This window comes from Bosea sp. 29B, from assembly GCF_902506165.1.
GTDB lineage: Bacteria > Pseudomonadota > Alphaproteobacteria > Rhizobiales > Beijerinckiaceae > Allobosea.
The window spans coordinates 1,030,946-1,043,658 of sequence record NZ_LR733817.1; the positions used below are offsets into that span (position 1 = coordinate 1,030,946).

Below are 12,713 nucleotides of genomic sequence, written 5' to 3' on the forward strand. Positions count from 1 at the left end.
ATCGTCAGCCCCGTAGGCTCTTGGCGAAGAGGTGCAGCCGGTGCAGCGGCTTTGCCCCCGCCTTCTCGGCTTGCCTGAGGCTCGGCCCGTTGACGTCGGCGATCCAGGTGCCGCCGAGCTCGTCATAGCCCGCCGCCTTCAATGCGCTCGTCACCTTGTAGAGCATGGCGCCGTTGAGCCCGTGATTATGGAAGGCGCGATTGACCGACTGGTAGACGATGACGGCGCGCCGGTTGCTCCAGCGATGCCAGAGGAAGCGCAAGGGGAAGCTCGGGCCGATCCGCCCGCCGGCCGCCTTCACCAGCGGGTTGAGGTCGGGGATCGCGATGATCGCACCGACCGGCTCGCCCTTGTGGTGGACCACGGTCGAGATGCGCTTGTCGATCACCCACATCATGTCGCCGGCCTGGAAGCGGTATTCTTCCGCCGTGGGCGGCACAAACATCGGATTGGCGTCGAAGCCGTCATTGAGGATGAGACGCGACTCTTCCAGCCGCTCGGCAAAATGCCGGCGGTCGATCGGCATCCAGCGGTAATCGGGATCGGCGAGGATCGCCCTTTGCTTCTCGCCGAGCAGGCCGGAGGGATCGACCTCGGCGAGCGCGATCCGGAAGGTCGTCATCGGGAAGGTCGGGGCATAGCCGTTCGCTTCGAGCAGCCGCGCGACATGCGGCGGGCTGAAGATCATGTCGGTGAAGGGCGCGTTCTCGAAGCCGCCTGTGACGACGCCGGCCTGCTGCATCGCCGTCAGGTTGAAGTTGCCGACGAGCTCCGCCATGCCGCGTTCGCGCGCCCAGTTCTCGGCAGCGCCGAGCAGAGCCGAAGCGATTTCGACACCATCGGTGCAGTCGAAATAGCCGAACTGGGCCCGGGCCGTGCCATGGCGCGCATTCGAGGCGTCGTGGATCGCAGCGACGATGCGTCCGAGCGGTCGCCCGTCCCTCAGCGCCGTGAACAACTCGAAACGGCCATGCCCGTTCTTGACCAGCGGATTGCGCGCGGGATCGAGCATGCGGTCGAAATCGGACCACATCGGCGGCACATACGGGCTGTCCGCCGGATAGACCTCGGCCGTGACGGCGAAGGCTGCCTTGCGGTCGTTGCTGGTGATCTCGATCATGCCGGGACCTTGCTCGGTGCGCTCGCCAGGAGCCGGCGCACCAGCGCCAGCGCCGTCTCGGTCGCAGGATCGTCCGACACCACCGGCACGGTGACCAGCAGCAGGTCGAGCGGCTCCTCGCCGAGCACGAGCAGATGGCTGACGGAATGGGCCGCCATCAAGGCCGCGAGCCGTTCGGCGGCCGGCTCGGTCGACGGCCAGGGCCAGCTTCGCCCGGAGGCATGGAGCACGCTGATCTCGCGCAGCGCCGGCTTCAGGACGGCGGGGTCGTAATCGCCGAGCTCGGCCTCGCCGAGCCGGCGGGCGCTGCTGAACAGCGGGTGCCCGGCGAGCTGGGCGATCAGCGTCTCTCGCGTCTCGGCGCGCGAGCGGGCGAGCGAGCCGAGGACGCCGGGCGCAGTCGCGTCGAATGAACTCGACAGCGCATCGACCGCGAGCGCGATCGCGAGAACGCCGGCAAGTGTCACGGCGCAGAGCCTGACGCCATGGGCGAGGTCGGCGCCGGGCGTGACATGTGCGGCAGCTGCGCCCAGCAGCAATGCCGCCGCGACACGCAGGCCGAGCAGGACGAAACCTTGCCGGCGCGTCGGCGCTGCGCCGCCGGTCACGAGCACGATCGAAACCAGCAGCAATGCGCCGACACCGCCAAGCCGGACCGGCATATCCGGCAGCAGCCCCCGGAAATCGCTGAGCGCGAAGGGCAGGATCAGGAAGGCGCAGAGCCCGAGCCGCCAGACACTCGTATTCTCCGCTTCGGTCAGCGAAGCCGGATCGCGCCGGAACAGCAGCAGCCCGCAAAAGGCGACCGTGACGAACTGAAAGCCGGCCAGCGCCAGGTCATAGGCCCAGGGATGATCGGCAAGGCCGATGAGGCTGCCGAGCACGAGCAGGCCGGAGCCGGCGAGCACGGCGATCTTGCCGACACGCGGCGCATGCCGGCGCAGCATGCCTTCGGTGACGATCAGCGCCCCCAGCGGGAACAGCGCGGCGCAGGACAGCGCCAATCGCTCCAGCAGGACGCTGCCGCTCCACCAGCCGAGGCCGCGCAGCAGGAAGAGCGCAGCGACGAGCCCCATCGCCAGGAGAAAACGCGTCGTCAGCGCCCCGCGTGGATCGCGCCGGCGCAAGGTCAGCATGGCGACGGCAAGGCCGAGCGCGCCGCAGATGTCGACGATGGAATCGGCGACCAAGGCAGGGTTGGCGAAGCCGCCATTCATGGCCCGGCCACCATCTGCTTGAGCGCTCGCACGACGAAGGGCTTCAGCAGCGCCGCGACCGGCGCCGGCAGGGGCCGCTCGACCGCCGGCCGATAAGGGTTGAAGAACCAGCCGCGGCAATCGGTGCCGGTGCGCTTGCCGAGCGCCAGCGCAATCGTCTCATAGGCCATCATCATGCCGGTGGTGATCACCATCGGCGCAAAGGACATCCGGCTGCGCCGGCCGGCCGCGACCTCGCCGGCAATGGCGAGATCGACATGATGGCGCGAGCGCGAATGCAGCATCACATGTGTGACCTCGCACAGCATCGCCGCGCGCTTGTCGTCCTCGCTGAGCGTGCGCCAATCCTTGCCGAGGGTCGGGAAGCTGAGCCGCTCCTCCGGGCGCGGATCCTCCGGCCGGACCACGATCACCGAGGGGAGCGGCGCCATATAGGCGTCGATCACGCTGGCGCCGGCCGCTTTCGCCGTGCGGTAGAGGTGCAGGCCGGCGGCGATGTCGTCCATGCCGTTGACGATGATTTTGCAGCGCCCCGCGATCTCCGGCAGGCGCTCCGCCCATTCGGCGCCGAGCACCTCGATCTCGATCTCCGGATTGATCGCGCGCGCCGCCTCGGCGGCGGCTTCCGCCTTGGGCTGGCCGACCGTGCCGGCATTGGCGAAGACCTGCCGGTTCAGGTTCGAGACCTCGAAGACGTCGATGTCGGCGATGATGAAGCGGCCGATCCCGGCCCGGACCAGTGCCATGAAAGCGGCCCCGCCCATGCCGCCGACGCCGCAGACGAAGATCGTCGCCTGCTGCAGCCGCGCCTGCTCTACTTCCGTGACGAAGCCGATATTGCGGGTGGTGAAGAGCTCGTAGCTGAATCCGGGAATCATGGCTTCGTCCTGGCGGCGCGTGGACGCAATGTGCCGAAACGCCTGGTATCGTCGAGCCAGTGCAGCAAGGGCAGCACCAGCCGCTGCAGCAGGAGGAAGGCGGAAGCGCCGATCAGACCGGGCAGCGAGGCGCGCGGAACCTGCCCGAGCAGGTACCTCCGCGCCGCCGCCAGATCCATGCGGCCGAGCTGGAGCACGTCGTCGCCCCGCTCGTAGTCCAGCGTCTCCCGGCAGAACGTGTTGTAGCGCGGCTCGCGATGCTGGGTCGCCTGCTCGAAGCTCTTCTTCAGATCGTCCGAGCCACCGGTATAGGCGTCGGTGATGACCGAGCGCGCCTCCTCGAAGCCGGCCTCCTCCCCCACGCCGAAGACATGGCGGTGCCCGCGCATGATCTGCCGGGCGAGTGAGAGGTGCGCGAAGCTCTGGCGGCTGCCGGCATCCGGCGAAGGATAGACGTCGGAGAAGGTCTCGCAGACCATGCCGACCACGCTCGGAACCTGCGTCACATTCGAGATCCAGCGCGGCCTCAGGCCCCCGCGCACGAACAGCACCAGCACGGTCAGGCCGTAGAGCACCCAGGAGAGGCCGCGCCCGCGCACCTCGGGATCGACCATGACGAGCCCGAGATGCGTGACCTGCTCCGGCTCGCCGTTCAGCGAGAGCTGCATCTGCGCCAGGGCGTTGAAGGCGACCGGTCGCCCGGTCGCCGTCTCGCTGATCAGGGTGACGATGCTCTGGCTCAGGCGCTCGCGCTCGCCGGAGAAGACGCCATAGGTCAGCGCGCCCTGCGCCAGCGTCCGCCCTGCCACGGTCCGCAACTGCTCGACCAGCGCCGCGAGCTCGGCATCGTCGAGCACAACGCCCGGCCGCTCGATGATCCGCGTCGTCAAACCGGGCGCGGTCGCGAGCGTAAGGTCGAGCGTTGGCCGCCTGAGTGCCTTCAACCAGAAGCCGAGCATCGCCTTCAGGCCACCACGGCAGCGACCGGAGCCTGGGCACGCTCCTTCACCAGCCTGGAGATGCCGGCGAAGTCGAGCTTGCCGGAGCCGAGCACCGGCACGGCCGGCACCACCATCACCTCGGCCGGGATCATCAGGTCCGCGGCGCCCTTGCCCTTGGCGAAGGCCTGGAAGGCGGCGCGCGTCGCGTCCTTCTGTTGCGTCACCAGCACCAGCCGCTCGCCCTTGCGGGCATCGGGCAGGCTGGCGACGCCGGAGAGCACGCCCGGCCAGCATTCGGCGGCGAGCGCCTCGACCGCGGCGAGCGAGACCATCTCGCCGGCGATCTTGGCGAAGCGCTTGGCCCGGCCCTTGATGGTGACGAAGCCGTCCTTGTCGATCACGACGATGTCGCCGGTGTCGTGCCAGCCCTCGGGCGGCGGCTCGAGCACGCCTGGATTCTCCGACTTGAGATAGCCCAGCATGATGTTCGGGCCGCTGACATGCAGCCGGCCGCCCTCCTCGACGCCCGGCATCGGCTCGAGCCTGGCTTCCATGCCGGGCATGATCCGACCGACCGTGCCGAAGCGGTTGAACATAGGCGTGTTCAGCGCCAGCACCGGCGCGGTCTCGGTCACGCCGTAGCCCTCCAGGATGCGCAGGCCGAACTTCTCGGCATAGGTCCGCCGCGTCGTGTCCTTCACCGGCTCGGCGCCGGCGACGATGTAGCGCAACGAGCGCAGATCGTAGGGGTGCGCGGCGCGGGCATAGCCGGTGAGGAAGGTGTCGGTGCCGAACAGGATGGTGGCGTTGCAGCCATAGACCAGCTCCGGCACCATTCGGTAGTGCAGCGGCGACGGGTAGAGATAGACCGGCACGCCCGAGACCAGCGGCAGGACGAGCCCCGCCGTCAGGCCGAAGGAATGGAACACCGGCAGCACGTTGAAGACCTTGTCGCGCCGGCCGAAGTCGATGCGGGCCGCGGCCTGCGCCGCATTGGCCAGCATGTTCCGGTGCGAGAGCACCACGCCCTTGGGCGCTCCCTCCGAGCCCGAGGTGAACAGGATCGCCGCGCGATCCGAGCCTTTGGCCTCTTCGATCGGCGTGCCGTGGTGCCAGAGCGCCCAAAGCTTGTCGCCGGTCGTGACCGTAGCGCGCACGTCTTCCAGATAGACGATGCGGACATCCGCCTGCAGCGCCTCGATCAGCGGCCCCATCCGGCCCTTCTCGACGAAGGCGCGCGAGGTGACGATCGTCTTGACCTGCGCCGCCTTGCAGGCTGCGGCGATATTGGTGGCGCCGGCCGTGAAGTTGATCATCGCCGGCACGCGCGCCGCCGACATCAGGCCGAGCAGCGTCACCGCCGCGCCATTGGCGTTGGGCAGCATCACGCCGATCGCCTCGCCCTTGCCGGCCAGCGGCATCAGCTTGCGGCCGAGCACCTCGGCGCCGATCAACAGGCGCTTATAGGTCAGGCTGCCGGTGATCGGATCCTCGACCGCGACGCGGCCCTTGCCGTTGACCACCGCCGCTTCCGCCACCGCCGAAAAGACGCTGCGGTCGATGTCGGTGGTCTTGAAGATCAGGTCGGACATGATCTGGTAGAGCGCCGCACCCGCCGCCTGGCGCCGCGGCTTGCCCTTCAGCTCCTCCGGCACGCTCAGCGAGACCGGCTCCAGCACGGTGACACGCACCTTGGGGAACCAGCGCCGGCGCACCTGCTCGCGGGTCAGGCGCGAGAAGATCGTCGCCTCCAGCCCCTCGATCCGCACCGGCACGACCTGCGCGCCCGACTTCTCGGCGATCATGCCGACGCCGTCATAGACCTTCATCAGGCTGCCGGTGACGGTGAGGCGTCCTTCCGGGAAGATCACCAGGCTCTCGCCGTTCTTCACGGCGTTGATCAGCGAGCGCGTCGCCAGCGGCCGCGCCGGATCGAGCGGCATGGCGCGGGTCAGCTTCAGGAAGGGCTTCACCCACCAGCGCTGGGCGATGCCGTGGTCGATGGCGAAGACCGGCTCCTTGTCGAGGATCGAGAGCGCCAGCGCCGCATCGAGGAAGGAGACGTGGTTCAGCGCGATGATCGCGTTGTCGCCGGCCTTGGCGATGTTCTCGCGGCCGCTGACCTCGACCCGGTAGAAGGCGCGGAACAGGATCGAGAGGAAGTCGCTGAGCGGATTGGTCGGCAGCGTCCGCAGGATCCAGACGGACGCCGCGATGGTGAGGACGCCGATCAGCAGGAAGAGATGGCTGAGCGTCAGGCCCGCCGCCTGCAGCAGCGCGACCACGACGGCGCCGGCGACCATGAAGGCGGCCGAGAGCACATTGACGGCGGCGACGATGCGGGCGCGCTTCTCGGCCGGGGCCCAGGCCTGCGCCGCCGCGAAGGACGGCACGACGAAGACGCCGCCGGCGATGGCGAGGCCGGCGAGGTCGATGCCGACGCGCCAGGCGGAGGGGCCTGCGAAGAAGGCGCCGATATCCTGCGCCGGCTGATGCGCGACGACGCCGGAGACTGCCCAGCCGAGATCGAGCGCGAACAGGCCCATCACCACGCCGGCGACCGGCACCGGCAGCAGCACGATGCGCCCGCTCGACAGGAAAGAGCCGATGCCGGAGCCGACCGCGATCGCAATGGCGAAGATGCCGAGATAGGTCGAGACGACCATCTCGGTGCCGCCCATGCCGTTCTTCACCAGCGAGGGCAAGAGCGACATCACCACCGCGCCGATCAGCCAGAACAGCGAGACCATGACGCCGGTGCGCCACAGCCGGGCATCGCCCCAGAGATCCTTCAGGAGATCGCGGGTCGAGCGCAGGATGTTGCGGTCGACGACGAGGTCGGGCGCCGCCGGCCCGGTCTTCGGGATGAACAGGGTCGCGACCCAGCAGGCCAGCGCGAAGACCAGGATCAGCAGGCTGAGCTGCGCGGCATCGCCGCCTTCACGCGCGGTGAGGCCGCCGGCGATGGTGCCGAGCAGGATGGCGATGAAGGTCGCGCCCTCGATCAGCGCGTTGCCGGCCGGCAATTCCTCGCGCTTCAGATGGTCGGGCAGGATGCCGTATTTGATCGGGCCGAACAGCGCCGCGATCACGCCGAACAGGACAAGCGCGACGAACAGCACCGGCACGGAAGGCAGGGTGAAGCCGAGCACCGCGACCGCCGCCGCGCCGATCTCGGCGAGCTTCAGCCGCTGCGCCATCAGCGCCTTGTCGAAGCGGTCGGCCATCTGGCCGCCGACCCCCGAGAGCAGGAAGAAGGGTGCGATGAAGAGCCCGCCCGCCAGGGTCACCAGCGCTTCGCCATGCGAGCCGGCGAGCTTGTAGAGGATGATGAAGACCAGCGCGTTCTTGAGGAAATTGTCGTTGAAAGCTGAGAAGAACTGCGCCCAGAACAGCGGGGCGAAGCGCCGCTTCAGCATCAATGTGTCGAACATGGCGATCTCACGGGAAGGGACGGTGAGGTTGCACCGGCCGGGCTTTAGCAACTCTTGCCTGCGCCGGCCGATCTCGGTTTGCGGTTAAGCGGGACTTGCGGGCCGAGCAGCAAAACTCACAGAGCCGGCTTGCCGGCATCCATCAGCAGGCGCTCGGTGCGGGCATCCTCGATCCGGTTCACCAGCTTGGACGCCTCGTGCATGTCGCGGACCGTCTTGGTCATGGTGATGCAGGACTGGACGAGCATCACGCAGCCCATGGCGAGATAGCCCTTGGCCCACCAGTCGAGCGGCAGGAACAGGACGCCGGCGCCAACCATGGCCGCGGCGGCGAAGAACGAGGCGTAGGTGAAGCTGACCCAAGCGCCGCTATGGGGCTGTGCATTCTGGTTCATGGCTGTTCTCCCGTCGGGTGCCTTTGCAGATGAAAGAGGTCAATTCGCCTGGAGCTGGCAGCTGCGCAGCCGCTCCAGCACATCGTCGGCGGTGCTCCGCAGCCTGGGACCGAAGCCCTTGGCTGCGAGCTTCTCGGTAACCGAGGCGGCGGCCGCGCCGTCGAGTTCGTCGAGTGCGGTCTCGGCCGCCTCGGCCTCGACCTGACGCTCGCGCAGGCGCTTCAGCGTCTGCTCGGCTTCGGCCAACGTCGATTCATAGGCGGGGCCGGTCTCGATGCGGCCCTGGCGCATCTGGCGCACCGCTTCCGAGGCGCGGGCGAGACGCCGGCCGCGATCCAGCTCGGCGATCCGCGCCTGGGCCTGGCCGACATGGCGGCGCAGGCGGACGATCTCGGCGGCGAACAGCGCCTGCGCGCCCGCCGCCGCATCGCGGTCGGCCTCCAAAGCGGCGATAGCCTCCGCGCCCTCACGGGCCAGGACGTCGTCGCCGGCGGTGAGCGCCGCGGCGACCCGGTTCTCCAGATCGGCGATGCGGGCATGGCTCGCGGCGAGCCGCTCGCTCTCCTGCCGGTCCTGCGCGATCGCGACCGCGAGCGCCTTCTTGGCACGCTCGAAGGCGCCGGCGGCATCGCGCATCTGCTGGTCGAGGATGAGGAGCGCGTTGCGATCGGCAAAGCGCTCCTCGGCAATGGCGGCGCTGCCGCGGACAAAGGTGAGAAACATCTTGAACATTGACGCTTCCTTGCTATGAACGTTGTTCACGAGGACATGCATAATCCACCCATGAACGGCGTTCAAGAGATATTTTGAACAATGTTCACAAATTTTGAGATCGACGGAATGACCACGACGGCAGAGCGCCGCGAGCGGCAGCGAATCCAGCTGATCGATGCGGCAGAGAAGGCGATCGCCGAGAGGGGCCTGCCCGGCCTGAAGGCGCGCGAATTGGCACAGGAGATCGGCTGCGCGCTCGGCGCGATCTACAATCTCGTCGATGACATGGACGAACTCGTCCTGCGTGTCGGCTCGCGCACGCTGGCACGGCTCGACGCGGCGCTGAGCGCGGCCGAGAGCGATGATGCACCGGCCTCCGCTAACGAGGCCACCGACAGGCTGGTCGCAGTCGCGCTCGCCTATTGCGCCTTCGCCCGCGACAACCTGCAGCTCTGGCGCGTCCTGTTCGAGCACCGCATGGCCGAGGGCGCGACGGTGCCGGATTGGGCGGTGAGCGAGCAGATGACGCTGTTCCGCCATATCCTGGAGCCGCTCAGCGTGCTGCTGCCGGATCGAGCCGAGCCGGAGCGGATGCTGATGAGCCGGACCCTGTTCTCGGCCGTCCATGGCGTCGTCGCGATCGGCCTGGAGGAGAAGCTGATCGCCGTGCCGCGCCGCGATCTCGACCGCCAGATCGAGGGTCTGGTCCGTCTGGTCTGCCGGGGCCTCGCCTCGCCCTCCTGAGCTACGCTTGTCACCGGCGGTCCAAGGCAATCACTTGAAGGCTTTCTCCGCCGTTGCCGGCATGCGCAAGCCCTCCCCCCGCTTGCGGTGGGGAGGGTCGGGTGGGGGGCAGTGCCGCTCGGCGTCGGATTGGAAAAAGTCCCGAGCCCTACTTTGCGGCCCCCATCCCTAACCCTTCCCCACCGCAAGCGGGGGGAAGGGGATGAGCCAGCCTTGCAAGCAATCGCCTGACCAGCATCTCCGCCGCGTTGCAGCGCCCGGCCTGCATCACTATCGTCGCGGCGATGACGGCCGCCGACCCCAGCCTCTCGCTCGATGCCTTGACCGATGCGCTCTATCAGGAGCTCCGCAGGATCGCGCATCGCGAACGTCTGCGCGCCGGCAAGCCGCTGACCTTGCAGACCACGGCTTTGGTCAGCGAGAGCTATCTCAAGCTGCGCCAGAGCGCCGGCTGGACCAGCGAGGCGCATTTCCTGGCGAGCGCCGCGACCGCCATGCGGCACGCGCTCGTCGACGCCGCCCGCGCCCGGCTCAGCCAGAAGCGCGGCGAAGGCCAGCGTCCCCTGCCGCTCAACGATGAGCACGATCTTCCGGCAGCAGGCGACGACGAGGTCGTCCGGATCAGCGAGGCGCTCGCCGCGCTCGAAGCGATCGATCCACGCCTGGTCAAGGTCGTCGAATGCCGCTTCTTCGCCGGCTACAGCGAGGAGGAGACCGGGCGCATCCTCGGCATCAGCGATCGCACCGTCAGGCGCGACTGGCTCCAGGCCCGCGCCTGGCTCTATCGCGAGCTTCAGGGCTGACGCGACGCCTTTGCGCGCAGGGCCTCCTCGATCAGCGCGCGCGTCGGGCCGAGCTCGGCGAGATGCGGCGCGCCGGCGGTGCCGGCTTCGCGCAGGATGGCTTCCGCCTGTTCGAGCGACTGCCTGGCCGCGCCGGGATCGCCCCGCGCCAGCAGGATCTGCGAACGCGCCCCGAGCCCGATCCCGACATAGGGATGGCGCTCGCCGAAGGCGGTCTGCGCCGCCCGCAACGCCTGGTCGATCTCGCCCTGCGCCTCGGTGAGCCGGTTCTGCACCATCAGCCCGGTGGCGCGGCTCTGGCGCAGCATGATGGTGACAGGGTTGCTCTCGCCCGCGAGCGGAGCAGCGATGCGCAGCGCCCCTTCGAGAATCGGCATCGCCTCGGCGAAGCGGCTGCCGGCCATGATCAGCCGGCCGAGATTGAGCTCGATCGCGGCCAGAGCGAGCGAAGGCCCATAGTCGCGCCGCTGCCGCTCGGCCGCCCGGCGCCATAGCGTCTCGGCACCGGCCGCATCGCCCTGGCGCAGTGCCAGCGCGGCCCGCAGGTTGAGCACGCCGGTTGCGATCACCGAACGGCCGCGCCCGGATGCCGCCAGCACGCGCTCGGCCTCGTCGAGCGCCTGCGCCGCCACCTCGATCTGGCCGGCCTCCAGCGCATGCAGCGCGAGATTGTGCTGCAGCGTCGCGATCTCGCCATTGTCGCGGCCGAACAGGGCGGTCAGTTCGGCGATCGCCGTCCGCAGCCGCGCCATCGCCTCCGGGCGCTTCCCGGCCTCGCGCAGCAGCCCGGCCTCGACCCCGGCGAGTTCCGCCAATTGCTTGGGATGGCGGGCCGGCTCGCTCTCGAAGAAGCGCTTCGCCTCGGACAGCGCGGCCTGCGCCTTGTCGCGCTCGCCGAGCTGGAAGCGGTAGCCGGCCAGCGCCAGCTGTGCTTCGGCCAGCCGGCCGGCGCTGCCGCGCACCTGCTCGGCATAGCGCTCCATCAGCCTGATGGCCGTGCGCGGATCGCCGATCTCGCCATAGAGCTCGGCCAGGGTCCGCAGCAGCAGCGGCGCATGGGCATCGCCCTCGCGCTGCAACTGCGCTGCGGCAGCATCGAGCACCTGCCGCGCCGAGGCGAAACCGGGTCCGCCGCCCTGGGACGCCGCACGCAGCAGCAGCATGAAGCCGTCGCGCAGCGCCGTGGCGCGCTCGTTCTCGGCGGTGCCGGCGAGCCGGGCGATCTCGGTCCGGCGCATCTGCATGACGACGCCGGCCACGCCGGCCCCGAGCGCCGCCAGCAGCAGCCCGGCCGCGATCAGCGGCGTCCGGTTGCGGCGCAGGAAGCGGCGGATGCGGTAGAGCTGCTCGCCGCGCCGCGCCGCGATCGGTTCCAGCCGGCGAAAGCGCCGGAGATCCTCCGCGAGTTCGTCGACGCTTTGATAGCGCTCGCCTGCCTCGTAGCGCATCGCCTTCTGCACGATGACGTCGAGATCGCCGCGCAGCTGCTCCGGCGGGACCGGAGCACCCTCGCGCTCGGCCGCGGCCCGACTCGGCAGCGGCGGCTGGTCCTGCATCACGCGCATCGCCCCGGCGAAGGCCGAATTCGCCAACTGCCAGGGCGGCCGGCCGGTGAGCAATTCGAACAGGATCGCACCGAGCGCATAGACATCGGTCGCCGTCGTCGGGTTGCGCCCTTCGAACTGCTCAGGCGCGGCATAATCTGGCGTGAACACGACCTGCGTCATCAGCGTCTGGCCAGGCGCTTCCAGCGCATGGGCGACGCCGAAATCGAGCAGCTTCACCTGGCCCTCCGGCGTCACCAGCACATTGGACGGCTTGAGGTCGCGATGGACGACGAGGTTGCGATGCGCATAGGCGACGGCCTCGCAGACCTGCTCGAACAGGTCGAGCCGCGCATCGAGTGGGAGACCCGCCTCCGCGCAATGCCGCGTGATCGCCGTGCCGGCGACGAACTCCATGGCGAGATAGGGCCGCCCATCCGGCGCCTTGCCACCATCGACCAGGCGCGCGATGCCGGCATGCTCGAAGCCGGCGAGGACCTGGCGCTCATATTCGAAGCGGGCGAATTGCTCGGCCGCCTCCGGACGCAGCAACTTGAGCGCGACATTCTGCTCGAAGCCGCCCTGCCAGCGCTCGGCCTGGTAGACCTCGCCCTGCCCGCCCCGGCCGATCAGCGCCACGATCGAGAAGGCGCCGACCCGCGCTCCGGCCGGCAGCGACTGATACGGCACCTCCGGCGCCGGCACGCCCGCGAGCAGGCCCGCATCAGCCTGCATGAAATCGCCGGCCCCATCGGCCGCCGCGAGCAGCGCCTTGGCTTCGGCGATGACCGCCGCCGGCTGCCGGCTTTCCGCCAAGGCGCGTTCGCGTTCCGCCGGCGTAGCCTCGGCGAGCGCATCGAACAGGTCGCGGATCGCGGCCCATTGCTCCCGGTCGAGATCGACGCGCTGGTTCATGAGGCCGT

General features: G+C 69.2%; 10 protein-coding genes. 2 read left to right on the plus strand and 8 right to left on the minus strand.

Annotated features, from left to right (window positions below; all coding sequences use genetic code 11):
* Positions 1-4: 4 nt before the first annotated feature.
* The 7 genes from GV161_RS04965 to GV161_RS04995 form a co-directional block, all read right to left on the minus strand.
* Positions 5-1,120: a GNAT family N-acetyltransferase gene (locus tag GV161_RS04965; protein WP_152015751.1), complete on the minus strand. Its 1,116-nt coding sequence runs from the start codon at positions 1,118-1,120 to the stop codon at positions 5-7.
* On the minus strand, positions 1,117-2,337 hold the full coding sequence (locus GV161_RS04970) for a hypothetical protein (RefSeq protein WP_152015750.1): 1,221 nt from the start codon (positions 2,335-2,337) through the stop codon (positions 1,117-1,119). Before GV161_RS04970 ends, GV161_RS04965 begins: the two co-directional genes overlap by 4 nt.
* Entirely contained in the window at positions 2,334-3,215 is an 882-nt protein-coding gene (locus tag GV161_RS04975) for a ThiF family adenylyltransferase (RefSeq protein WP_152015749.1), read from the minus strand. Before GV161_RS04975 ends, GV161_RS04970 begins: the two co-directional genes overlap by 4 nt.
* Positions 3,212-4,174, minus strand: coding sequence for a hypothetical protein (locus GV161_RS04980; RefSeq protein ID WP_152015748.1), 963 nt, complete (start codon positions 4,172-4,174; stop codon positions 3,212-3,214). Before GV161_RS04980 ends, GV161_RS04975 begins: the two co-directional genes overlap by 4 nt.
* A 5-nt stretch (positions 4,175-4,179) precedes the next feature.
* Complete coding sequence (locus GV161_RS04985; RefSeq protein WP_152015747.1) at positions 4,180-7,590, minus strand: acyl-[ACP]--phospholipid O-acyltransferase; 3,411 nt, start codon at positions 7,588-7,590, stop codon at positions 4,180-4,182.
* Positions 7,591-7,706: 116 nt separating this feature from the next.
* The gene (locus GV161_RS04990; protein WP_152015746.1) at positions 7,707-7,985 is read right to left on the minus strand and encodes a YiaA/YiaB family inner membrane protein; all 279 of its coding nucleotides are present in this window, start codon (positions 7,983-7,985) and stop codon (positions 7,707-7,709) included.
* Between the two features lie 39 nt (positions 7,986-8,024).
* The gene (locus GV161_RS04995) at positions 8,025-8,717 is read right to left on the minus strand and encodes a PspA/IM30 family protein (RefSeq protein ID WP_152015745.1); all 693 of its coding nucleotides are present in this window, start codon (positions 8,715-8,717) and stop codon (positions 8,025-8,027) included.
* Positions 8,718-8,825: 108 nt separating this feature from the next.
* Between GV161_RS04995 and GV161_RS05000 the strand changes: the two genes are divergently transcribed.
* Positions 8,826-9,443 (plus strand): TetR/AcrR family transcriptional regulator, encoded by a 618-nt coding sequence (locus tag GV161_RS05000; protein ID WP_152015744.1) that lies wholly within the window; start codon positions 8,826-8,828, stop codon positions 9,441-9,443.
* A 248-nt stretch (positions 9,444-9,691) separates the two neighbouring features.
* Positions 9,692-10,246, plus strand: a complete 555-nt coding sequence (locus GV161_RS05005) for an ECF-type sigma factor (RefSeq protein ID WP_152015743.1) — start codon at positions 9,692-9,694, stop codon at positions 10,244-10,246.
* On the opposite strand, the gene GV161_RS05010 is transcribed toward GV161_RS05005, so the two are convergent.
* A complete protein-coding gene (locus GV161_RS05010; protein WP_152015742.1) occupies positions 10,237-12,705 on the minus strand; it encodes a serine/threonine-protein kinase in 2,469 nt (822 codons plus the stop codon). The two genes, GV161_RS05005 and GV161_RS05010, sit on opposite strands and share 10 nt — an antisense overlap.
* Positions 12,706-12,713: the final 8 nt, after the last annotated feature.